We start from the raw sequence: 23,721 nt of genomic DNA, 5'->3' as shown, positions 1-23,721 counted from the left end.
AAGAACATGGCAATTTTAGAAACCAAAGAGATGACGTATTACTACCAAGATGGTGAGAATCGTCGGAAGATTTTAGATAAAACCAATATCTCCTTTGAAAAAGGTAAATTTTACACGATTTTAGGGAAATCAGGCTCTGGAAAGACCACCTTTCTTTCCTTGATCAGTGCATTGGATCAACCAACCGATGGGGAAGTATTTTTTGAAGGAAAAAATATCAAAACGATCGGCTATGAAGAGTATCGCCGCAACAAGATCAGTTTGATTTTTCAAAGTTACAACTTGATCCCTTATTTGACGGCATTAGAAAATGTCCTTGTTTCGATGGCGATCTCAGACAACAAGCTCCCCGATCAACACGATCAAATTGCGTATCGCTTGCTGGATTATATCGGAATCACCTCCACGAAAGCCGATCGTTTCGTCAATCAGCTCTCCGGTGGGGAACAACAGCGGGTCGCCATCGCTCGTGCCTTGGCGACCAATGTTGATATCATTTTAGCTGATGAGCCGACGGGAAATTTGGATGAAGGCATGGAGCAAGAAATCGTGGATATTTTTAAAGATTTAGCTACTTTACACAACAAGTGCATCATCGTAGTGACCCATTCGACTGAAATTGCCAAGCAGTCGGATCAGACATTTTATTTGAAAAAAGGTGAGTTGACGGCCTATGAGTGATTTTTTATCGAAGTTTGAAGAAGAACCGAAAGAGCCAGACAAGGAATCAGCTACAGTTAAAGCACCTTCTTCCCGGGCTTCCCGCAAAGAAAAAGGTTCAGCTTCTTTAGAAGAGGGGATCGAATACGATCCCTCCTTCAAAAAGAAACGGCGGAAAAAACGACTGCTGGGGATGGGTGCGTTACTCGGGTTACTTATACTCAGCGGCTTTTTATTTTTCCAATTGGCGTACGTCCGACTGGATAACTTTGTGGACAAAGAGATCTCAGAAGTCAGGGAATGGGCGGCGGAACATGATCTTGCGATCGATGTGACGCCTGCCTATGATGAAGCCCCAGCCAATCAAGTGATCGCCCAAGAAGAAGCCGCCAGAAGTCGAGTCAGAAAAAGAAGCACCCTGCATCTAACGGTGAGCCAAGGCCCAGATCCAGAAGAGAAATTGGCATTGCCAGACTTTATGGAAATGACGAGGGACGAGGCAGCAGAGTGGATCGAAAAAAATCAAGCCAGCAATTTGACGATCGTCGATGAATACCACGATGAGATCGAGGAAAAAGCACCGATTCGAGTAGAATTTACCAATAAAGAAGTCTCGCAAGAAAACTATCATCGTCGAGATGTCGGACGAGTCTTTTATTCCAAAGGCGAAGAAACCTTTGAAAAAGATATTGAAGTACCAGACTTTCGTGATAAAACCCGTGCAGAGGTAGAAACATGGGGGAAAGCCCATGAGCTGGAGCTTGAAATCAAAGAACAGGCTTCGGATACTGTGGAAGAAGGCAAAGTCATTGAACAAAGCGTGGCACCAAAAGAAAAAATCGCGAAACGGGATGCGTTTCAAGTAACGATTTCCCTAGGGAAAGGGGTCACCGTCCCTGACTTTTCAACGATTTTACCAGATGATGCCCAGGCCGCTGTTGAGGGGGTCACTGTGCGGATGCGGATGCAGTTTACTCAGAGTCTGCCCTACGGACAATTGATCTCGCAAAGTGAGACCGCCGGGACCGTCTTAACCAGCAAAGATGACAAAGGCATTGAAGTTGTCTATTCGGCAGGCCAACCGTATATCAAAGATTACCGTCGAAGCGAGCTCCTTGAAGGGGATCTGCAAAAACTCTTCTTTGATGAATTCCGTTCAAAAGGGGCGAACATCAGCTATCAAGTCCGTTATGTCAATTCAGCAGAACCCTACGGGACAATCGTGGGGATGAGCAAGTTCAATCAGTTTTTACCGTTAGAAGATACGATCACCTTCGATATCAGCTTAGGCAATCAGACAGCCCCAGCGGCTACTGATCCAGAATAGCCGAGCGGATTTATCGATGACCTGCAAGAAGGAGGAAACCCATGCGTCATCAAGAGAATTTTCAAGACCTTAGGAAAAAGCTGTTTGTCTTTTTACTAAGCGGTATGGTAGCATTGTTGCTACACATGTGGATTCATCAATCCAGCGAACACGTGCGGATCGTTTCAACAGAACGTTTTATTGGAGAACAATTGGAACGATCCTACAGGAATGATTGTGCTTACCGAAAAGTGATTGAAAAAAGAAATGATGAGTGTAAAAGGGGGACTGACCGATGCGGATCTTATTCGTAGAAGATGAGCCATCGATCGCAGAAGCGGTTGCCAGCTTATTGAAAAAACAGCATTATTCCGTTGATTTGGCATATGATGGCGAGACTGGGTTGGATTACGCAGCAAGTGGGGTGTATGACCTTCTCGTTTTGGATATCATGCTGCCAAAAATCGATGGGATTACATTGCTAAAGACGTTACGCAAGCAAAATATTCGCACGCCGATCATTATGTTGACGGCCAAAAGCGAAGTCGATGACAAAGTACTCGGCTTAGATGCAGGGGCAGATGATTATTTGACGAAACCCTTTCAAATGAAAGAGCTGCTGGCACGGATTCGTTCATTAAGTAGAAGAAAAGACTTGGATTATCAAGAAGGCCAGTTAGCCTTTGGCAACGTGGTCTTGGCGCGTAATGAGCTGCAGTTGGCTACAACGACCAATCAAGTGGTGCTGTCACCAAAAGAAATGAAACTGATGGAGCTATTTTTATCCAGACCTAAAGTGATTTTATCAAAAGAAACCATCATCAATAAGATTTGGGGCTTTGATCCCGATGTGGAAGAAAACCGTGTTGAGATCTATGTATCTTTGCTGCGAAAAAAACTGACGCTGCTAGAAGCGGATATCGGCATTCGTACGATCCGCAATGCGGGGTATATTTTGCAGAGCAAGGAGCCGCTATGTTAAAAAAATTACGGAATAAAATGCTGTGGTTCAATATGGTGTTGATCTCAATCATTGTCTTAGGTGCTTTTACCTTTATCTATATTTTGAATGCCACCCAAATTGAAAACGAGATCCAATCATTGATCTCGCAAGAAGCCAACACCTTAGCTGCGGTACCGTTGGATGAGGAGGAAGTACGGCAATCACTGACAGAACCTGAGTATCCAATGATGTTGACCATCACGAACAGTACCAGTGAGTTCAGAGAAATCGCTCTAGTCGACGTGGATCAAATGGATGTTGTGATTCAAAGTATTGATGAGAGCGTCGATCAAAACGAGCTTTATGAAGCATTGGTCGATGCAGCGGCGAAACAAGGGGAGATCCCTAACGAAGTGAAGGTAAATGGCCGAAATTGGCGGTATGCGCTCTTTTTGGTGACTTCCTTTAGTCATTATTCGATCAATCATGATTCGACGGGGGAATATTCCACCAGTATCAATAATTACGAGCCATTTTATCAAGTGCTGTTCTTTGATGTCACCGACTACAAAACCAGTCTAAGCAACTTAAGAACCACGCTTTTGCTCATCGGGGTCTTAGCCTTAGCCAGTATTTATATCGCTAGCTTTTATGTCGCCAATCGAGCCTTACGACCAGTTGAGCTGGCTTGGCGCAAACAAAAAGAGTTTGTTTCTAACGCTTCCCATGAGTTGAAAACACCACTGGCGATCATTCAAGTCAATGCTGAGGTATTAGCTGGCAGTCCAGAAGAAACCTTGGAAAGCCAAATGAAATGGCTGGAAAACATCCAGTTAGGTTCCGAACGGATGGATGAGCTAGTAAATAGCTTATTGATGCTGACCAAATTCGAAAGTGCCGAGCAAGAAGTCGTGCGTTCGGTGATCGATGCCAGTCAAGTCGTGCAAAGTGTTTATCAAAGCATGGAGGCCATTGCACTGGAAAAAGGGATCCACTATCAGGAACAGATCGCTAAACAGGTGAGTCTTGAAAGCAATGAGCAAGCCTTGCGGCAATTGACCATGATATTGGTAGACAATGCCTTGAAATATACACCTACTGGAGAAACCGTCACAGTGGCACTCGTTGAACGCCAACGAAAAACGGTGCTGCAAGTCTCTAACAGTGGTTGCCCGATCCCTGAAGAAAAAATTCCCTATGTCTTTGATCGCTTTTACCGCGGGGATCCTTCTCGCAACCATCAAGACGGTGGCTATGGGTTAGGTTTAGCCATCGCCAAAGCCATCACAGAAATGCTGCAGGCGCAAATCAGTTTGACGGTGGATCAAGACGGCGTCAATCACTTTGAAGTTTCATTTCATTGAAAAATGAGCTTTACCGTTAGGAAATAAAAGATATGTCGCTGCGCTCATCAAATCTTTTGCCGCATTTCGAGAAAGTCTCGCTTTCTCGAAATGCGGCTATTTATGCAGCAAAACGCATTTTTTAGGAGAAGGGGACACCAAGGGAAAAAAGTTTTTTTATTTCTCCTTGCAATTTTCACAAAGTTCGGCTATGATAGGTGTGTAATCGGTTACACAGGAGGGGAGCAACATGCCAACAATTAAAGATGTCGCCCATTTAGCTGGACTTTCCGTGGCGACAGTTTCAAGAGCCATGAATGGGACTGGCTATGTGAGCGAAAAAGCCCGTGAGAAAATCCATCAGGCGATCAATGAATTGAATTATTCCCCCAATGAAGTCGCACGTTCACTGTATCAGAAAAAGTCAAAATTGATTGGTTTGCTACTTCCAGATATATCCAACCCGTTTTTTCCGCTAGTAGCCAAAGGCGTCGAAGACTTTCTACAAAAAAAAGGCTATCAAGTCATCCTTGGCAACATTCAAGAAGACAATGAGAAAGCCAATGAATATTTACGTGCGTTTGAGCAAAACAATGTGGCGGGGATTCTTTCCGCTGTCGAAAATAAAAATCGTACCCAAAGCAATATTCCGACGGTCGTCTTGGATCGGATCGATCAAGATGTCGAATATGGGGTTTATTCGGATGACCTTCAAGGCGGCGAACTTGCTGCTAAAGCGATCTTAAAAGGTGACCCCAAAAAGGTAGTCGTGATTGCTGGGCCTGAATCTGTCACCCGTGCTCGGGATCGTTTATTGAGTGTTGAATACACATTGAAAAAAGCACAAGTTCCTTATGCACTAGTGAAATCCACATCCTTTCTCTTAGAGGATGCGACCTTGACAGCGAAACAAGTTTTTTTAGAACATCCCACTGTCGATAGTGTGATTGCCCCAAGTGATACCCATGCGATTGCCATCATGCAAGAGGCTTATCATCATGGCGTAAAGATCCCAGAACAACTTCAAGTGATCGGCTATGACGATATTCCCATCAGTAAATTGGTGGTGCCACGCTTGACGACGATCCATCAGCCTGCTTATCAAGTAGGTTACAAAGGAGCAGAAATGCTCTTTGCATTGATCAACGATCAATTTATTGAACAGAAAAAAATCATCCTTCCTGTTCATTTAGAAGAAAGAGAGACAGTAAGAAATGGAGGAACGCCAATTGAATAAGATCATCGTCATTGGTAGTATGGCAACAGATTTTGTAGTCACTACGAAGGTGAAACCCAATCAAGGAGAAACGGTTTTTGGGGAAAAATTTGACACGAATTTTGGCGGCAAAGGAGCAAACCAAGCCATCGCCGCTAGCCGTTTAGGCGCAGAAGTAGCAATGCTAGGCCATGTAGGAACCGATCGCTTCGGAAATGAAATCGTCGAAAACTTAAACGTGAACGGCGTTTCTACGGAGAATGTGGAACCCGTTACACATTTTCCATCTGGTGCCGCGCATATCATTTTGCATGAAAATGACAATAGCATCATTGTCATACCTGGCGCCAATAATGCGCTTGATTTAGCTCGCTTTTCCGAAATAAAAGGAAACATCACAGAGGCTGATTTAGTGATTTTGCAAAACGAGATTCCCCAAGAAGCCAATGAAGCCATCATCGACTGGTGTTGGGAAGCAAAAATCCCTGTTTTATATAATCCAGCACCTGCGAGAAAGCTCAATCCGCGTATGTTATCTAAGGTGGGGTATCTGACCCCTAATGAACATGAGTTTAAGTTACTTTTCCCCAATCAAAAGCTTGCTGACGTTTTAGCAGCCTACCCTAATCGATTGATCGTTACCCTAGGTGCCAAAGGAGCGATTTTCCACAACGGGAAGTCCGAGGTCTTAGTTCCTGCCTTTCCAGTTGCTGCGGTCGATACTACGGGAGCTGGTGATACCTTCAATGGTGCATTAGCAGTAGGGATTTTAGCAGGTGTTCCCTTAGAAAACGCCATTGCCTTTGCCAACTTAGCAGCAGCAATCTCCGTCAAAGGATATGGTGCTCAAGGCGGAATGCCTACATTAAAGGAAATGAAGGAGAGTCCATTGTATGAAGAAGCATGGGGCATTAAATAGTGAGATCGACAAATTATTGGCGGATTTAGGCCACACCGATCAGCTTACGATCGGGGACTTGGGGTTGCCAGTACCCACAGGGGTGAAAAAAATCGATCTGGCATTAAAACTAGGTAGTCCGAGTTTTGAAGAGGTGTTATTAGTAATGCAACAAGAGATGGCAGTCGAGGTGATCGTTTTAGCAGAGGAAATAAAAACGGAGAATGCGGAGCAGTGGCAATTGATTCAAAAAACGTTCCCGAATGTTCCGATTCGTTTTGTTCCACATGAGGCATTCAAAGAAGAAACAAAGGAAAGCAAAGCCATTATTCGAACAGGGGAAGCGACACCCTATTCAAACATTATTTTACAAGCAGCCGTTATCTTCTAAAGAGACAGGAGGAAATCATGTGCAAGTCGAGATGAGCAATATTGAGAAATCCTTTGGGAAGAATCAAGTGTTAAGAGATGTCTCACTAACATTGTACCCTGGAGAAATCCATGCCCTAATGGGAGAAAATGGGGCAGGCAAGTCAACGTTGATGAACATTTTAACTGGGTTACATGCCAAAGATGCAGGGACGATTTTGATCGATGGTAAAGAAACGAACTATGCCGATCCGAAGGAAGCCGAACAAGCCGGTGTGAGCTTTATCCATCAAGAAATGAATAACTGGGAACAGATGACTGTATTGGATAACTTATTCTTGAATCGGGAATTGAAAACCACCTTTGGGCTACTAGATACGAAGAAAATGGCAAGCAAAGCGCAGGCAGTCTTTGAACAGTTAGGGATTCAGATCCCCCTTCAAAAAGAAGTGGATGAACTTTCAGTCGGGCAACAGCAAATGATCGAGATCACGAAAGCGCTGATGACTGATGCCAAGGTGTTGATCATGGATGAACCGACTGCTGCCTTGTCGGATAAGGAAATTAATAATTTGTTTCAAATCATTCGTCGCTTGAAAGAAAACGGCGTAGCGATCGTTTATATCTCTCACCGAATGGAGGAGATTTTCAAAATAAGTGACAAGATCACTGTGATGCGGGATGGTCTATCGATCGATACGAAAAAGACGGAGGATACAACGATGGAAGAGGTCGTGAAGAAAATGGTCGGTAGAGAGTTAGCTGATTATTATCCAGAAAAACAAGCGCAGATCGGTGAAGTCGTTTTTGAAGTAAAAAATTTAACAGCCGCTTCTAAAGTTTACCAAGGCATCAATTTTCAAGTCAGAGCAGGTGAGATCCTTGGGTTCTCAGGTTTAATGGGTGCTGGACGCACAGAAGTCATGCGAGGAATATTTGGTTTAGATGAAATTGAAAGCGGTACCTTAATCGTCGAAGGGCAAGAAGTGAAAAATTCTTCGCCTTCAAAGGCAATCGCCAATGGCTTTGGCTTTCTAACAGAAAATCGGAAAACGGAAGGCTTGGTCTTAGACTTTTCCCTGACCGATAATATCAGTTTGCCCAGCATTGATAATTTTGTCAAAACAGGCATGGTCGATAGCAAGACTGAAGCCAGTTTCGTTGCGTTAATGATCGAGCGCTTACGCATCAAAACGATGAGTGCCCAGAATTTAGCCAGCGAGCTTTCTGGTGGAAATCAGCAAAAAGTGGTTTTGGCGAAGTGGATCGGTGTCGGACCAAAAGTATTGATTTTAGATGAACCGACACGCGGAGTAGACGTTGGTGCCAAACGAGAGATTTATCAGCTGATGAATGAGTTAGCGGAACGTGGTATTGCGATTTTGATGGTTTCTAGTGATCTACCAGAAGTGCTAGGTGTTAGCGATCGCATCATTGTTTTACACGAAGGAAAAATATCAGGGGAACTCTCTCGGCAAGAAGCCACACAAGAGAAGATCATGACGTATGCGACAGGAGGAAACTAATATGGAAAAAAGTGGTATGAAAACAAAACAACTCTCGGAATCAATTAGTAAATTGGGACCTTTACTCGCTTTGATTGCTCTAGTGGCTGCTGTCACTGCCTTAAATCCAAGCTTTTTATCACCCAGTAATTTGTTGAATCTTTTGCGGCAAGTCGCAGCGAATGGCTTTATTGCATTCGGAATGACCTTTGTCATTTTGACTGGGGGCATTGATTTGTCTGTAGGGTCCACCTTGGCACTTTCCAGTGCCTTGACAGCAGGAATGATGGCCAATGGGGTGTCACCTTTAGTCGCTATTTTGATTGGGTTACTAAGCGGAGCGATCCTTGGTGCGTTGAATGGACTACTGATCTCAAAAGGAAAAATGGCGCCGTTTATCGCAACCTTAGCAACGATGACGATCTATCGGGGCGCTACCTTAGTGTACACCAATGGAAATCCAATCACTGGACTAGGTGACAGCTTTCTATTCAGCTTTATTGGTCGTGGGTATCTTTTCGGGATTCCTTTTCCAGTCGTATTGATGTTTCTCGTGTTCTTTCTTTTGTTCTTGTTGCTTCATCGCACCGCCTTCGGACGAAAAACCTATGCCATCGGTGGCAATGAAAAGGCCGCTTTTATTGCTGGGGTGAAAATCGATAAGATAAAACTGATCATTTATTCGATCTCCGGATTGATGGCTTCAATCAGTGGCATGATCATCACTTCTAGGTTGAATTCTGCGCAACCAACAGCAGGGCAAGCCTATGAAATGGATGCGATTGCAGCAGTCGTTTTAGGTGGTACGAGCTTATCTGGTGGAAGAGGCAGAATTTTTGGCACGTTGATCGGGGCATTGATCATTGGTACGTTGAACAATGGTCTAAATCTATTGGGTGTCTCAAGTTTTTATCAACAAATCGTTAAAGGGATCGTGATCGTAATTGCAGTGTTACTGGATCGGAAAAGGAAATAAAAAATAGGAGGATCTATTATGAAAAAAATGTTTTTATTGGCAGCAGGCGTATTGGTACTTTCTGGATGTGGAGCGGCAACATTGGACAACGGTGGCAGTAGTGAGACACAAAGTGAGGAAAAAGCAGCTTCAGAATTGACAGTTGGTGTATCGATCTCCACCCTCAATAATCCGTTTTTTGTTTCCATGCAAGAGGGGATCAATCAATTGGCTGAGGAAAATGACACCGATGTACGCTTTGTTGATGCCCAAGATGATACTGCCAAGCAAAGCAATGATATTGATGATTTGATCCAACAAGGCGTGGATGTGCTTTTGATCAATCCCGTTGATTCTGCTGCTATCGTCCCGGCTGTTGAAGCCGCTAATAATGCCAACATCCCAGTTATTGCCATCGACCGTAGTAGCGATGGAGGAACGCTTTTGACGACGGTTGCCTCCAATAACGAAGAAGGTGGAAAAATGGCAGCAGAATTTATTCTCGAACAATTAGGGGAAAACGCAAAAGTGGTAGAACTTGAAGGCGTCCCTGGCGCTTCTGCAACCAGAGAGCGAGGAAAAGGCTTTGATGATTATGCTAAAGACAAACTGGATGTTGTTGAAAAGCAATCCGCAAACTTCAATCGAGCAGAAGGATTAACGGTTATGGAAAATATCCTCCAAGCCAACAATGACATTCAAGGCGTCTTTGCTCAAAACGATGAAATGGCTTTAGGGGCAGCCGAAGCGATGGGAAACCGAGAAGGCGTAGTGATTGTCGGGTTTGACGGTACTGAAGACGGACTCAAAGCCATCGAAGAAGGTAGAATGACGGCAACGATCGCTCAAAAACCAGAAGAAATGGGCCGCCTTGCATTGCAGGCAGCGTTTGACCATTTCCAAGGAAAAACAGTCGCTGAACAAATCGATTCACCATTAGAGTTGGTGAAAAAATAGGTAGACGCTCAATGCAGTTCCTACTTTCAACATCGAAAGCCCCTCTTTGGCTGACCATTTAGGTCACCAAAGAGGGGCTTTCTTTCATGTGTGGCGTTTCGCTTACTTGTTGCTGGTTAAATCCAATAAGCGGTCTTTCAAGTCTTCTTCTAGATGACCCAATTCCACTTCGGCAGCACGACGTTTTTCTTTTCCTTCTTTTTGGATCCGTAATGTTTCTTGGATCGTTTCCACAAGGTCGTTTTGTGTTTTTTGCAAGGTTTCGATATCGACGATGCCGCGCTCGTTTTCTTTCGCTGTTTCAATAGCAGAAACTTTCAACATTTCTGAGTTTTTCTTCAATAGATCATTGGTGGTCTCAGAAACTTGGCGTTGTGCCGTAACTGCATCTTTTTGACGCAATAAAGTCAAGGCAATGACCACTTGGTTTTTCCATAGTGGGATCGCTGTATTGACAGAAGCTTGGATTTTTTCTGCTAACGCTTGGTTCGTGTTTTGGATCAGGCGAATTTGCGGTGCCTGTTGGATCGTGATTTGACGTGCCAAGCGCAAGTCATGAGTTCGTTTGTCTAAACGATCAAGAAATTGCGTGTAATCGTTGGCGATCTGTACGTCCATTTGATCATTCGTTTCTTCTGCTTTTTTCATGGCTTCAGGAATGATTTTGGTTTGCAATTCTTGCATCTTCAACTCGCCAGCGGCAATGTAGATGTTCAATGCATCAAAGTAATCTTTGTTCTTTTGATACAACTGTTCCAACATCATGTTGTCTTTTAGCAACCCGTCTTTTTCTTTATCCAATTTGACGGCGATCTTGTCGATTTGGGCACCAATTTTTTGGTATTTAGCGGTGATTTCAAAAATGGATTGTTTTACTTTACCAAACATTCGCTTGAATAAGTTGCCTTCCCCTGCACGCAGTTCGTCTGGATTGGCTTCTTGCAAGCGATACATCAACTCCGTCAATGAGTCGCCCACAGGGCCGATATCAGCTGCTTGGACATGGTTCAACATGGATTGGGAAAACTCTCCAAGTTTGGTTTGGGCAGCTGCACCATAGGTGATGACCGCTTGCTGGTCGGTCGCATCGATTTTGCTGGCTAATTCTTGGGCCTGTGCTTGACGCTCTGGCGGTAATTTATCAATCAAACGCGGTGCCGTTTGCTGTTCTTTCAGCTGACTGATTTCCGCTTGTTGAGTGGTGGTCAAAGTGTCGACAGGGGTTGAAAATGGGTTGTTCAATAAATCGTCAAGCGTATCCGTTACGGGTTTTACTTGATTTGGTGTTTCACTCATAATAACTCCTCCTAATAATTGTCTGCTTTCGAAAAAAATCTAGCCTGGGCTAGATTTTTTTTTAGATTCTTTTCTTGTTGCCAATCAGAATCTATCCCTATTCATTATCTCGTTTTATGCTTTGTTTGGCAATGGATAACTCAACATCCATGTCATCAAGATCGTCTGCTACAAATTGGGAGTAGTCTTTGGCGATCAAGGAAGCCATTTGCTCGATGATTTGGGTGCTTTCCTCGATTTTATCATAGGTCTCACGACTTTTGATCTCATGGCTATTGATTTCAATGAACTTATCGGTCAAATCGACCATGTTGGGCAAGTGTGTATAAAGGAAATGACTTGCCAAAGGCAGTTTGGTCGGTTCTTTCACGAGTTCTTTGAAAAGAGCTTTTGAGGCACGCAAGGCATCGTGACGCAAGTCAATGGCTTTTAACTTGTTATTACTAGTGATATTTTTTTGGTATTTATCGATTTGGTGTTTCGTCTGATTCATCGTTTCACGGAACAATTCGATCTCACGAGCAGTCATTCCGCTTTTCAAGTAATGGGCTTCTCGTTCTCTCGTTAAAGAAGGCAAAACTTGTGGATCGGCTGCTGGAACTTTACGCCCTCTAATACCGACGTAGACTAAAATCGCACCGACGATTAATAATAGGCTCGCAAATGAGTCGCCTACTACGTTAAAAATAATACTGATGAGGACGATCGCACCAACGATCAGCCAGATGTTTTTTTTCATTTTTCCTCCTCCTAAAAATCTCTTGGACAAGTAGATTGGGTTATTCGACATCTTTATTTTAGCATGTTCACTAAAAGAAAAATATCAGACTTGGGGTGGATTTTCCGATTTTTAGTAAATTCATAAGCTTTCTTGCTATTTCTTAAGAAGATATTTTTTCTAAATTATGCTAAAGTGTTTGATAGATAAGACGTATGAGGAAAGTTAGGTGTCGATAGATGTTAGAATTTAAAGATTTTGAAGAAAAAACGATCCAACGGAATGAAATTTTCCATGGCAAGATCATTGATGTGGTCGTTGATGATGTCTCCTTGCCAAATGGCGGGACCAGTAAACGCGAACTAGTCTTTCACCCTGGTGGTGTTGCCGTGATCGCCTTGACAAGTGAGAACAAAATGCTGTTCGTTCGCCAATTCAGAAAACCGTTAGAGCGAGTGATTTTAGAGATACCAGCAGGAAAAATCGATCCAGGAGAAGGCGCTCGTCCAGATTTGACTGGCGCCCGGGAATTAGAAGAAGAGACCGGCTATCGTGCAAAAACGCTGGAGCACGTTTCTTCTATGTACCTTTCACCAGGCTTTGCTAATGAGCTCTTGCACGTCTATTATGCCAAAGAGCTGGAAAAAGTGACAAATCCCTTACCGCAAGACGAAGATGAAGTGCTGGAAGTCTATGAATTGACCTTAGAGCAAGCACAAGCCGCTATCGCTGATGGAACGATCTGTGATGCGAAGACCGTGTTTGCGATCCAATTTTGGAAGTTGCTGGAATTGAAACGGAGGAACGGACTTGCCTAAAGAACCATTGATCACCCGCAGTGAGCTTCGACGCAGACGCGAAGAAGAACAAGCAGCAGCTGAACGCAATCAGCAAATCGTAGAAAAGCAAAGCAAGAAAGAATGGAAACAAAAAGAAAAACAAATTGATAACCACTACCGCAAAGTGCGCAAGAAAAACAAAGAAATCACGAAGACCCGTGCCGGTGAGAACCAGAAATCTCGGGATTTGAACCGTTTTTTAATGAAAGCCATTGTGATCGTCACTTTATTGTTAGTCGTCGTCGGCTTGGCGATCTTTTTGTTGTGATTCTTGAACTCTATCAGAAGAATGGGCTAAATGCCTGTCTGATAGAGTTTTTTGCGTGTTTAAATGAAGAAAAGTTGTAAATTAATCAAGATTACTGGTAATTATTTCCGTTAATGAAGCGCTTAAATAGGAAAATGTGGTAATTATTGTCTATTCCTCTCAACTATATTGTGACCATCTTCTGCACTTGATACAATGACCTCAACTTGATCAAGTTAAAAACCTAAATAAGAAGGTGGAAAAGATGTTTGCCAAAGTAACAACTCTTTTAGATAAGAGTCTTCAGCCGATTGCACAAAAGCTGTCTAGTAATAAAGTGATTCAATCGATCTCCCAAGGAATGCTGGGAATCATTTCTCTGACTATTGGGGTAAGTGTAGTTTCAATTTTAATTAATTTGCCAATCGATCCCTGGGTACGATTTCTAGAGAATATCAAAATTCTTGAGCCAGCAAATGAATTATTGTTATCAACGACGAGTCTGCTAGCTATTTATATTGTAATTGCGGTATCCTACAGTTATGCAAAGAATCTTCAAGAAGATCCGAAAGCTTCAGTGATTTTATCAACTGCTGTATTTATCATTCTTATGCCGCAATCGATTACTATCGAGAATGTGACAGTAAATGCTTTGTTGAGCGAATATTTAGGAAGTAATGGTATTTTTTTGGCTATTTTAATCGGCATCGGAACTGCAGGATTCTATCATTTCTTAATTCGAAAAAATATTAAAATAAAGATGCCGGAGCAAGTACCTCCTATGGTGGTGGAAGCAATGAATCCAATTGTGGCTTCTATGATTATTTTTGGCATCGCTTTCTTATTTAAATGGGGACTGTTCCTTACGGATTTTGGAAATGTATTTGATTTATTTTTTGAAATGCTGACTAAGCCGGCGTTAGCAATTTTTGGACAAAGTATGTGGACACCAGTTATTTATTGCGTCATGCGTGCGCTGTTCTGGTTTTTTGGTGTACATCCAAGTCCGTTGAATGCGATCTTTTTCCCAATAAGTATTGCCTGTACTGCTGCGAATGTTGACGCATTTATTGCCGGAGAAGAGTTACCGTATTTGGCTTTTGCAATTATGACTTCCTTTGGCTTGATTGGTGGGACAGGTTCTACCTTAGCCTTTAATATCAACATGCTGAAAGCAAAAAGTGCACGATTTAAAGCAATCAGTAAGCTATCTTTGATTCCAGGTATTTTTAATATCAATGAGCCGCTGGTATTCGGCGTTCCCATGATGTTTAATCCACTGACTTTGATTCCAAGCGTCCTTGCACCAATTATCGGTTCATTTGTAGGAATGGCATTCGTTGCTTTAGGCTGGATCAATTCGTATAATTTTAATCCAACTGTTTCAGTGGCTTGGGTTATTCCATATCCTGTAGCAGGATTTCTTCGAGGCGGAACAATGTTTGCCTTAGCGATTTGTCTGGCGCTAGTTATTCAGATCGGTGTCTATTATCCATTTTTTAGAATTTTAGATAACAATGCTTTAAAAGAAGAGCAACGGGAACTGGCGGACATATCTGAAGTTGGCAACGAGCATCGAATCTTGAAAGAAAAGCAAGCCATTAATTAAAACAAAAGGGGAAAGAGCGAATGATCATGGAGTATTTGAAGAATTATAAGAATTTTACTTTTAGCGAGTCTATTGTTAGAGATTTTATTCTGAAGTATCCTAGACATTTTGCTCAATCAACGATTAAAGAAACGAGTAAACAATGCAATGTGGGGATGGCGACTGTTACGCGCTTATGCAAAAAACTATCTTTTAATGGATTTACAGACTTTAAAAGTGCATTTCTCAAAGAATTGAAAGATATTGAGCGCTTAGATAATGGCAAAAAGACCACCCCATTCGACAGTAGTACTAGTATTCAAGAAATTCTTGATGGATTACCCTTTGTTTATGAGAAAGCAATCGGGTATACAAAAATTGCGATGGATGAGATGGTACTCCAACGTACAACAGAACTGATCCAAAATGCCTACGTATTGATTTTTGCTACAGGAATCAATAAAGCAGTAGGAGAAATTTTTTCCTATAAATTAGAAGAACTTGGTATTCCATGTAAAACAATGGATTCCATTCATTATCAAATGATTGATTCGCTTATTTTGAGAAACCAAGAAGTATTTGCGATCTTTTTGTCTCATCGTGGAAAAAACGAGAGTGTGATAGAGGCTGCTCAATATATTAAAAAAAATCGAATTCCCAATCTTTTGATATGCAGTCAGGTGAGTGAAGAAATCAGAGAATATTGCAATGAAATTCTATATATCGTACCAACTTATACAACAAAAGAATTTTCAAATACCCAGTTTGTTATGGCGGAACAGTATGTTTTAGATGTGATCTATTCTTTACTGTTTGTAAAAAATTTAGATTTTGTAGAAAAAATGATCAGCAAAAAGTATTATGAGAGGATCGACTTTAATGGAGAATTTTAAAAAGGATTTTTTATGGGGCGGAGCAACTGCAGCAAATCAGATTGAAGGCGCATATAATGAAGACGGAAAAGGATTATCTGTTTGTGATATTGCCACCTATAAACCTGAGCTTTCTAATTTTGAATATAAAGAGCATAATTCATATAGCTTAAAAGATATTAAAGAGGCGATGCTGGATGAGGATGTAAGTAAATATCCCAAAAGAAGAGGCATCAATTTTTATCAGCATTATAAAGAAGATATTAAACTAATGGCAGAAATGGGGTTTAAGGTGTTGCGCCTCTCAATTGCTTGGACAAGAATATTTCCTAAAGGAGATGAAAAAGAACCGAATGAAAAAGGACTTAAGTTTTATGAATCTGTTTTTGAAGAATGTAAAAAATATGGGATTGAGCCGTTAGTAACCTTGAGTCATTATGAACCGCCGCTCCATTTAGCACTGGAATATAAAGGCTGGTATGATAGACGTACAATCGGATTTTTTATGAATTTTGTGGATGTCGTATCTAGCCGATTTCGTGACCAAGTGAAATATTGGCTTACTTTTAATGAAATTGACAGTATGAGCCGGCACCCTCTCACGACCGGTGCCATCATTGAAGAATATTTTGAAGGACAAGATATGACTGAGGTGATTTATCAATCAATGCATCATCAATTTCTTGCCAGTGCATTAGCAACAAAGATGATTCACGAAAAGAGAAAAGAGGCGAAGGTAGGGTGTATGATCACAAAGCGTACGGTTTATCCATTCACCTGTCACCCTAATGACGTCTTGTTAGCACAACAAAGGGAGAGGGAGGTTTTTGCTTTCTCTGATGTACAAGTAAGGGGTTATTATCCAAGGTTTCTTGTAGAACAGTTAGCTGGAAAAGGAATCACACTAAAGATGGAAAAAGAGGATAAGACAATTCTAAAGGAAAATACGTGTGACTTTGTATCATTCAGTTATTATGCTTCATCCTGTGCAAGTGCTGATCCAGAAAAGGAGAATAAAGGGGGAGGAAATATCTATTCAGGTGTTAAAAATCCTTATTTAAAAACAAGCGATTGGGGCTGGTCGGTTGATCCTGCTGGACTCAGAAAATCGTTGGTGGATTTATATGATCGGTATCAAAAACCGTTATTTATTGTCGAGAATGGATTAGGTGCTTATGATGTTTTTGATGGACAGACAGTAAATGATGATTATCGGATAGATTACTTCAAGCAGCACATCCAATCAATGAAAGATGCAGTTCTTCAGGATGGTGTTGATTTAATGGGCTATACAGCTTGGGGGTGTATTGACTTAGTGAGTGCTTCTACCAATCAGATGAGCAAGCGTTATGGATTTATCTATGTTGATGCAGATGATGAAGGGAAAGGTACTTACAAACGATATAAGAAGAAATCTTTTTACTGGTACAAACAAGTAATTGCATCGAATGGTGCAGAGCTCTAAAAAAATTAAGAATAAAGGAGAAATGGGACTGAAGAAAGCAAAGAGATAGCAGTGATCGCTTATCCGTCTGCATGGATCTTTCCAAGAAAATGAAAAAGCTGTACATATAGAAAATGTATGTATAGCTTTTTTATTATATCGGCTTTTTCAAAATAGCTAAAAACATGGCAGCTGGCTGATTCATGAACAAATGATCCGCTTCATGAAAAACGGTAAAGGAAGTGGCAGTAAACCCAGTCGTCTCTGCCAGTTGAGTCAATGCGGCAGGGTCAAACCCATTATGAACGAGCGGGTGAGACACGGCGGGATTTTTGAGGAAATCCACTAGATAAAGGGTTCCTCCTGGCTGTAGCAAGGCGTATAGTTTTTCCATCATAGCGGCTGTGTCAGGAATATGCAGCAAGACGAGGGATAGCAGCACCGCGTCTGCTTTTGCTTGTAAGGATTCTTGCAGCAGATCGTGGACAGTTGCAGAAGCATTGGCCAGCTGCAGTTGGTTGATTTTTTTTTCAGAAACCTCGATCATGTTAGGGGCAGTATCCCAGATGGCTAAGTGCTGGACATAAGCTGCTAAGGGCAGACTTACTAGGCCGGTACCGCCGCCGATATCGATCAGAGTTTGGTGCTGGTTGTCTTTAAAATAAGGTTCAAGGGTTTGGGTGACTAATTGTGCTAACGCGATCCGTTCAGGGGTATCGTATTTTGCTGCCATGGCGTTGAAAATTTCAGACATAAGTGCCTCCTTTTATAATGACAAAAAACTGTTCGTTTCGTCAAAACTAGTTTATCATGAAAGGAGAAAAACACGTCAGTAGATACGTGGGAATTTCTGTTGTTTTTCATTTTAAAGGATGAAAAATAAACGAGAAGCAGGAGGCAAACACATGAAAATTGGTATTATTGGTGCAATGGAGGAAGAAATCAAGGCGTTGCGGGAACAGTTGATTTCACCGCTTTCTTGGGAACGCGGCGGCGCACTATTTATTTCAGGAAGTATCGGCAATCATGAAGTGATCGTCGTTCGTTCAGGTATTGGCAAAGTTCTGGCATCGATCACCACTAGTTTATTGATCCAACAATATGGGGTCAATATGGTGATCAATACTGGATCAGCTGGTGGGATCGGTGCCGGCTTACAAGTAGGGGATTTAGTGATTTCAGATAAAGTGGCCTATTTTGATGTCGATGTGACGGGCTTTGGTTATGAATATGGCCAGCTGCCTGGCGGGATGCCTTTGTATTATGAAGCCAGCCGCTATTTGATCAGTGAGATGACGAAAGCCGCAGAAGCGACTCATCATACCGTGAAAAAGGGACTGATCGTTACCGGTGACAGCTTCATTCATGACCCGCAAAAAGTACAGGAGATTTTAGGACATTTTCCAGATGCCTTGGCTTGTGAGATGGAAGGCGCCGCGATCGCACAGACCGCGCAGCAATTCAATATTCCTTTCTTGATCGTGCGCGCGATCAGCGACACCGCCGACCACGCAGCAACCGTCTCTTTTGATGAGTTTATCTTAGAAGCTGGCAAGCGTTCCGCTGAAATGGTCTTGGCATTCGTTGAAACATTAAAGTAACTTAAAAAACAGGAGAGCCGATCCGTACGAGGAGGAAGGAAGCATGAGAGCATTACTATCCATTGATTATACGTTTGATTTTGTTGCAGATGAGGGACGATTGACCACGGGTGCTGCTGGGCAAGCGATTGAAGCTGCCTTAGTGGCTCGGACGCAAGCCTTTATCGAAGCCGGTGAGTATGTCGTTTTTGCCATTGATCGTCATGAGGAAACAGACAACTATCATCCTGAAAACCGCTTGTTCCCACCCCACAATCTTGCGGGCCGTACGGGGCGACATCTCTACGGCCGTCTAGCCCCGCTTTATGAAAACTATCAGGAAGCGCCAAATGTCTATTGGATCGACAAGCGTCATTACTCCGCCTTTAGCGGTACCGACTTGGACATCCGACTGCGGGAAAGAGGGATTACGGAATTGTACCTGACCGGCGTTTGTACCGACATCTGTGTCTTGCATACAGCAGTGGATGCCTATAATTTAGGCTACCAACTGGTGATCGATGCAGATACCGTTGCCAGCTTTGACGCGGTCGGACATGAATGGGCACTACGCCATTTTGAAAATACCCTGGGCGCGAAAATCATTTCTGCGAAGGAGGAAGCATAAATGGGATGGATGGATCAATTAAAAGCAAATTTCAGTTTCAGTGAACTGACTAGCCTTTATCAAGCGTATCAAAAAGGGGATCTTGATGTAAAGGCGTTGTTGAACAATGACTTCTTACAAAAGTATACGGATTTTCAGAACTTGGATGAGTTTATGGCTAAATTAGACATCCAGAATGAAAACCAAATCTTCGACTTTCTAAAAGACCGCCCCAATCGGCAAAAAGCCGATCAAGTCGTCAATGAGCATTCTCAATTTGATTCTGTGATCAGTATGATGAAAAAAGCTTTACAGAAATAAATAACGATAGAAGAAGGAGCCTTCGAAAATCAATTGATTTCCGAAGGCTCCTTCTTTATATATTAATTGGTGGGTTATGTAACAAATTGATTTTTTATTTGCTACCACATACCCCAATTATTAAGCTGTCTAAAGTTTAGCCGGCTGTTTCGTGTACCCGCTAAAGTATTGATGGCAGCAAGATCAATAATAGATACGTACATTGTCGCCATAGCGGTAACATACATGGTAGCGATTCCCGCTATCCCAATTGGATTTGCACCCATAAGTAGAAGAAAGACAGAGTCTAAAACGGTGTCATACATCCCTTTTAAAGCCTTTTTCGAAGCTTGATCGATGGTTTCTTGTGTATCGATCATCTTGGAAATTTCTTCCATGAATTTTTCTGGGGAGTTTATGGATTCTAATGAAGGTTTTTCTTCAGTGAAATATTTATGAATAGCATCAATAAAAGAGGCTCCATGTTCTAAGGTCTTATATCCCGCAATGGATTTTTTTACGTTAGATACATGATTTTTAAGGTTATAGATATCTAGATTTGAAAAATAATCTTTGAGACTAGTTACCGTATCATAAGATGATAACGCAAAATTCAAGTACTTGGTTCCCGTAGTGGTTCTAAGAAAGGCATTGTAAGCGTTGGTGTCATTGAAGGTGTAATATTCAGGGTAGTAACGAAGGGGAAGTCTGTCACCCACCAGCCCAGCATTGCGCTCATAATCATGCACATCAAAATAATAAAGCATAAATGTGTGCATAAGTTGATCATTGGTGGGATTGTTCCCGTAAATTCTAGTGGCAAATTGTTTGACTTTAGGAAACTCAAAAGGAACGACCGGCGTAACAGCTGGTAAATTTCTTTCTGAACGCTCCTCTGCTGGCAATAGTGACTGGTACTGTAAATTTTCAAAATCGATACTCGTATTAGCAAAGATTTCCAAAGATAAACCGATTTCTACTAGCTCTTCTTCAAGGGCGACCAATAGATTCGCTTTTTCGTAATGGTCATCAGGAACATCTGCAAAATTGCCACTCTCACTGACAGCATATGCCGTGATTGGTGAGAAAAAAACACTCAGTAAAACGACAAGTAACAATATAACTGAATATTTTTGCTTCATTTCAATTCCTCCTCATAATTAAAGTTTGACAACACGTGTTATACAAGTTAAATTTATCATATAAAAAGACAAAAATGAATTATTTTATTTAAATTTGATTAATTTGTTTAAAAAATGTAGGATTAGTTATTTCGCCTTAATTTTTGAAGGTATCCCTAAGCAGATAACCTTGCTTGCTAAAAGAGGAGGGAAGTGAAAAAATTCAAGATATTCGACGATGATACAACTAAAGGAAAATTGTATGCTTTGATTGATTATCTAGTGATCACCTCAGCCCTTTGTTTTAGTGCATATCATTCTTTTCCGCTTACGATTCCTAAGTATTTACATATTCCGGGGACGAACGAGTATATGGTAGGTGGCTTATTTAGCGTATTAATGTCCTACTCTCTTTATAAGACCTATTTGTTGAATGCGCATAAAAACATTCCTAAAGAAAAAAAACATAGTATAGAAATCAGCTTTTTTCTCGGTTTACTCGTCTCTTTTATTTTGCTTTTATTCAGATCAGAAAGCTTAATTAATCATTTGCTTTTTCGAAACCAATTACCTTTGGAACAGATTATGTATCACTTAGATCGATTGTATTTTCTCAATCTACGTATGTTACTGTTCGCTTTGATACGGTGTTTATTCGCTTTTGACTACTATCAAGCCTTTTATTACAAAAAAAGAAAATGCTACATGGGCTATATTTATGTATACAGCCTTTTATTTCTAGTAGGAGGTGCACTCTTCTATATGTGGATCATGTCCATAAACTTTTTATTTCGCAAATAGTGTCTTCGGAGTTTACGTCCATACCTCAGTGCCATAGGAAAAGTTTTTTCAAAAATATACTCAGTTATGAATAGAATAGGGGGCTTTGTATTGGGGAAAACGGATCAAGTGACGTTATACAAGCGAAAAGGAAAAATCTATTCCATCATTGATCATATAATTATGGGGGCTGCAATATTATTTGAAACATATCATAGCTCCCCAATTAGACCTATAATTCGTGGGAGATCAGATATTCGTGGGATTGGGTTGTCGGCTGTGAGCGCAATGGTGTTTTTGCTAGCTTGGGAGACAACTTTAAGTTTGAACCGTCATGAGCTTGTTCCTGAATACAAAAAGCATATCGCTGGAATTGAGCACTTTTTCTTCTTCTTGGTTGGTTTTTTTATCTTGATTTTCACTGCCGATCCCTTGATTGGTTTACTATCGCGAACGATACCGGTAGAGAAAATCACCTACCATCTGGAACGGCTCTACTTTCTTCATTTTTTTATGATGTTCTATGTTTTGTTGCGGTGTGTATTGGCATTCGATTATTATCAAGCCTTTTATTATGAAGATAAAAAATGCAGGATGTATTATGTCTTGCTTTGTTTTTTCGTGGGCGTAGGTGTCATTCGTATTCTTCGTGCAGCTCTTACTTAATTTGTCTCATTTATTCACCCCTTCTAAAAGAATCCATTAGCAAAAGACAAGCCTCAGCTGATTAAAAGATTGTCTTTCAATCGAATAAGTTTGTTACTGGATTACTCCATTTAAATTGTGAGGAGGTTTTTAATGTATTGAAAAAAAGATATCAACCCCTTGATAGTGATCAACGAAAAGGAAAAATCTATTCCATCATTGATCATATAATTATGGGGACTGCAATATTACTTGAAGCATATCATAGCTCCCAAATTTGGCCTCGTAGATTATCGATTAGACCTATAAGAACTCTTGGAAATTCAGATATTCGCGCAATTGGGTTGACAGCTGTAACCGCAATGATACTTTTGCTAGCCTGGAATACAACTTCAAGTTTAAACCGTCATGAGCTTGTTCCTGAATACAAAAAGCATATCGCTGGAATTGAGCACTTTTTCTTCTTCTTGGTTGGTTTTTTTATCTTGATTTTCACTGCCGATCCCTTGATTGGTTTACTATCTCGAACGATACCGGTAGAGAAAATCACCTATCATCTGGAACGGCTCTACTTTCTTCATTTTTTTATGATGTTCTATGTTTTGTTGCGGTGTGTATTGGCATTCGATTATTATCAAGCCTTATATTATGAAGATAGAAAATGCAGGATGTATTATGTCTTGCTTTGTTTTTTCGTAGGCATAGTTATCACACGTGTTCTTCTAGGGGTTCTTTCGTTAGTTGTCTCGTTCATTTATCACTTCTAAAAAATCCATTAGCAAAAGACAAGACTCAGCTGATTAAAAGATTGTCTTTCAATCGAATAAGTTTGTTACAGGATTGCTTTATTTAAATTGTGAGGAGGTTTTTAATGTGTTGAAAAAAAGATATCAACCCCTTGATAGTTATCAGCGAAAAGGGAAGATCTATTCCATCATTGATTATGTAATCTTTGGGAGCGCAATAATTTTTGAGAAATATCATAGATTCCCACTCAGGCCTTATAGACCCCCAATCAGACCTATTGGAACTCTTGGAACTTCAGATATTCGAGAGATTGGGTTAACGGCTGTGAGTGCAATGATTATGATACTAGCCTGGAATACAACTTCAAGTTTAAACCGTCATGAGCTTGTTCCTGAATACAAAAAGCATCTCGCTGGAATTGAGCACTTTTTCTTCTTCTTGGCTGGTTTTTTTATCTTGATTTTCACTGCCGATCCCTTGATTGGTTTACTATCCCGAACGATACCCTTAGAGAAAATCACCTACCATCTGGAACGGCTCTACTTTCTTCATTTTTTTATGATGTTCTATGTTTTACTGCGGTGTGTATTGGCATTCGACTATTATCAAGCCTTTTATTATGAAGATAGAAAATGCAGGATGTACCATGTCTTGCTTTGTTTTTTCGTAGGCATAGGTATCATTCATATTCTCCTGGGGGTTCTTTCGTTAGTTGTCTCGTTCATCTATCACTTCTAAAAAATCCATAGCAAAAAGACAAACCCTAGCTATCTATGGTTTGTCTT

26 protein-coding genes are annotated in these 23,721 nt (G+C 41.3%); 22 read left to right on the top strand and 4 right to left on the bottom strand.

What is annotated here, in order from left to right; translation table 11 throughout:
* Positions 1-6: 6 nt before the first annotated feature.
* From IGI96_RS05640 to IGI96_RS05590, 11 genes are all read left to right on the top strand, one after another.
* On the top strand, positions 7-681 hold the full coding sequence (locus IGI96_RS05640) for an ABC transporter ATP-binding protein (protein ID WP_016609985.1): 675 nt from the start codon (positions 7-9) through the stop codon (positions 679-681).
* Positions 674-1,987 (top strand): PASTA domain-containing protein, encoded by a 1,314-nt coding sequence (locus tag IGI96_RS05635; protein ID WP_086337768.1) that lies wholly within the window; start codon positions 674-676, stop codon positions 1,985-1,987. Before IGI96_RS05640 ends, IGI96_RS05635 begins: the two co-directional genes overlap by 8 nt.
* Positions 1,988-2,028: 41 nt before the next feature.
* On the top strand, positions 2,029-2,280 hold the full coding sequence (locus tag IGI96_RS05630) for a hypothetical protein (protein ID WP_086337769.1): 252 nt from the start codon (positions 2,029-2,031) through the stop codon (positions 2,278-2,280).
* Entirely contained in the window at positions 2,262-2,948 is a 687-nt protein-coding gene (locus tag IGI96_RS05625; RefSeq protein ID WP_016609987.1) for a response regulator transcription factor, read from the top strand. The genes IGI96_RS05630 and IGI96_RS05625 overlap by 19 nt, the downstream gene beginning before the upstream one ends.
* Positions 2,942-4,273, top strand: a complete 1,332-nt coding sequence (locus IGI96_RS05620) for a sensor histidine kinase (RefSeq protein WP_086337770.1) — start codon at positions 2,942-2,944, stop codon at positions 4,271-4,273. The genes IGI96_RS05625 and IGI96_RS05620 overlap by 7 nt, the downstream gene beginning before the upstream one ends.
* Before the next feature lie 229 nt (positions 4,274-4,502).
* Complete coding sequence (locus tag IGI96_RS05615; RefSeq protein ID WP_086337771.1) at positions 4,503-5,489, top strand: LacI family DNA-binding transcriptional regulator; 987 nt, start codon at positions 4,503-4,505, stop codon at positions 5,487-5,489.
* Entirely contained in the window at positions 5,482-6,387 is a 906-nt protein-coding gene (rbsK, locus tag IGI96_RS05610; RefSeq protein ID WP_034857599.1) for a ribokinase, read from the top strand. The genes IGI96_RS05615 and rbsK overlap by 8 nt, the downstream gene beginning before the upstream one ends.
* Positions 6,362-6,757: a D-ribose pyranase gene (gene rbsD / locus IGI96_RS05605; protein WP_086337772.1), complete on the top strand. Its 396-nt coding sequence runs from the start codon at positions 6,362-6,364 to the stop codon at positions 6,755-6,757. Before rbsK ends, rbsD begins: the two co-directional genes overlap by 26 nt.
* A gap of 19 nt (positions 6,758-6,776) precedes the next feature.
* Positions 6,777-8,261 (top strand): sugar ABC transporter ATP-binding protein, encoded by a 1,485-nt coding sequence (locus IGI96_RS05600; protein WP_034857601.1) that lies wholly within the window; start codon positions 6,777-6,779, stop codon positions 8,259-8,261.
* Between the two features lies 1 nt (position 8,262).
* The gene (locus tag IGI96_RS05595) at positions 8,263-9,216 is read left to right on the top strand and encodes an ABC transporter permease (RefSeq protein ID WP_086337773.1); all 954 of its coding nucleotides are present in this window, start codon (positions 8,263-8,265) and stop codon (positions 9,214-9,216) included.
* Positions 9,217-9,234: 18 nt separating this feature from the next.
* On the top strand, positions 9,235-10,152 hold the full coding sequence (locus tag IGI96_RS05590) for a D-ribose ABC transporter substrate-binding protein (protein WP_074934049.1): 918 nt from the start codon (positions 9,235-9,237) through the stop codon (positions 10,150-10,152).
* 102 nt (positions 10,153-10,254) lie between these two features.
* On the opposite strand, the gene IGI96_RS05585 is transcribed toward IGI96_RS05590, so the two are convergent.
* Both IGI96_RS05585 and IGI96_RS05580 read right to left on the bottom strand, forming a co-directional pair.
* A complete protein-coding gene (locus IGI96_RS05585; RefSeq protein WP_005227814.1) occupies positions 10,255-11,448 on the bottom strand; it encodes a toxic anion resistance protein in 1,194 nt (397 codons plus the stop codon).
* Positions 11,449-11,545: 97 nt separating this feature from the next.
* Positions 11,546-12,187: a 5-bromo-4-chloroindolyl phosphate hydrolysis family protein gene (locus tag IGI96_RS05580; RefSeq protein ID WP_010749055.1), complete on the bottom strand. Its 642-nt coding sequence runs from the start codon at positions 12,185-12,187 to the stop codon at positions 11,546-11,548.
* A gap of 218 nt (positions 12,188-12,405) precedes the next feature.
* Between IGI96_RS05580 and IGI96_RS05575 the strand changes: the two genes are divergently transcribed.
* The 5 genes from IGI96_RS05575 to IGI96_RS05555 all read left to right on the top strand — a co-directional run bounded on the left by IGI96_RS05575 (position 12,406) and on the right by IGI96_RS05555 (position 17,177).
* Positions 12,406-12,984 carry an NUDIX hydrolase gene (locus IGI96_RS05575; RefSeq protein ID WP_086337775.1) on the top strand — a complete coding sequence of 193 codons (579 nt, stop codon included), beginning with the start codon at positions 12,406-12,408 and terminating at the stop codon, positions 12,982-12,984.
* A complete protein-coding gene (macP, locus tag IGI96_RS05570) occupies positions 12,977-13,273 on the top strand; it encodes a cell wall synthase accessory phosphoprotein MacP (RefSeq protein ID WP_005227820.1) in 297 nt (98 codons plus the stop codon). The genes IGI96_RS05575 and macP overlap by 8 nt, the downstream gene beginning before the upstream one ends.
* 244 nt (positions 13,274-13,517) lie before the next feature.
* Positions 13,518-14,861, top strand: a complete 1,344-nt coding sequence (locus tag IGI96_RS05565) for a PTS sugar transporter subunit IIC (RefSeq protein ID WP_086337776.1) — start codon at positions 13,518-13,520, stop codon at positions 14,859-14,861.
* 26 nt (positions 14,862-14,887) lie between these two features.
* Positions 14,888-15,733, top strand: a complete 846-nt coding sequence (locus IGI96_RS05560) for a MurR/RpiR family transcriptional regulator (protein ID WP_217809232.1) — start codon at positions 14,888-14,890, stop codon at positions 15,731-15,733.
* Positions 15,720-17,177, top strand: a complete 1,458-nt coding sequence (locus IGI96_RS05555) for a 6-phospho-beta-glucosidase (protein WP_086337778.1) — start codon at positions 15,720-15,722, stop codon at positions 17,175-17,177. The genes IGI96_RS05560 and IGI96_RS05555 overlap by 14 nt, the downstream gene beginning before the upstream one ends.
* Before the next feature lie 133 nt (positions 17,178-17,310).
* Here the strand turns inward: IGI96_RS05555 and IGI96_RS05550 are convergent, their stop codons facing one another.
* Complete coding sequence (locus IGI96_RS05550; RefSeq protein WP_086337779.1) at positions 17,311-17,910, bottom strand: class I SAM-dependent methyltransferase; 600 nt, start codon at positions 17,908-17,910, stop codon at positions 17,311-17,313.
* Positions 17,911-18,061: 151 nt separating this feature from the next.
* Between IGI96_RS05550 and IGI96_RS05545 the strand changes: the two genes are divergently transcribed.
* From IGI96_RS05545 to IGI96_RS05535, 3 genes are read left to right on the top strand one after another with little or no spacing between them, the layout of a single operon-like run.
* Positions 18,062-18,757 (top strand): 5'-methylthioadenosine/adenosylhomocysteine nucleosidase, encoded by a 696-nt coding sequence (locus IGI96_RS05545; RefSeq protein WP_005227823.1) that lies wholly within the window; start codon positions 18,062-18,064, stop codon positions 18,755-18,757.
* Positions 18,758-18,800: 43 nt separating this feature from the next.
* Entirely contained in the window at positions 18,801-19,364 is a 564-nt protein-coding gene (locus IGI96_RS05540) for a cysteine hydrolase family protein (protein WP_086337780.1), read from the top strand.
* A complete protein-coding gene (locus IGI96_RS05535; protein WP_086337781.1) occupies positions 19,365-19,664 on the top strand; it encodes a hypothetical protein in 300 nt (99 codons plus the stop codon).
* A gap of 101 nt (positions 19,665-19,765) precedes the next feature.
* Here IGI96_RS05535 and IGI96_RS05530 read toward each other — a convergent pair whose 3' ends face one another.
* Positions 19,766-20,785: a hypothetical protein gene (locus IGI96_RS05530; protein WP_086337782.1), complete on the bottom strand. Its 1,020-nt coding sequence runs from the start codon at positions 20,783-20,785 to the stop codon at positions 19,766-19,768.
* Positions 20,786-21,655: 870 nt separating this feature from the next.
* Here IGI96_RS05530 and IGI96_RS05525 point away from each other — a divergent pair.
* The 3 genes from IGI96_RS05525 (at position 21,656) to IGI96_RS05515 (ending at position 23,674) form a co-directional block, all read left to right on the top strand.
* Positions 21,656-22,210: a hypothetical protein gene (locus tag IGI96_RS05525; protein WP_228077330.1), complete on the top strand. Its 555-nt coding sequence runs from the start codon at positions 21,656-21,658 to the stop codon at positions 22,208-22,210.
* 137 nt (positions 22,211-22,347) lie between these two features.
* Complete coding sequence (locus IGI96_RS05520) at positions 22,348-22,956, top strand: hypothetical protein (RefSeq protein WP_086337784.1); 609 nt, start codon at positions 22,348-22,350, stop codon at positions 22,954-22,956.
* A gap of 106 nt (positions 22,957-23,062) precedes the next feature.
* Positions 23,063-23,674, top strand: coding sequence for a hypothetical protein (locus tag IGI96_RS05515; protein ID WP_254907805.1), 612 nt, complete (start codon positions 23,063-23,065; stop codon positions 23,672-23,674).
* The last annotated feature ends 47 nt before the right edge of the window (positions 23,675-23,721 follow it).

It is taken from the genome of Enterococcus sp. DIV0421 (genome assembly GCF_051713745.1).
GTDB lineage: Bacteria > Bacillota > Bacilli > Lactobacillales > Enterococcaceae > Enterococcus_D > Enterococcus_D casseliflavus.
Note: the sequence above shows the minus strand (reverse complement) of the source record. Positions and strands in the feature narration are given on the sequence as shown.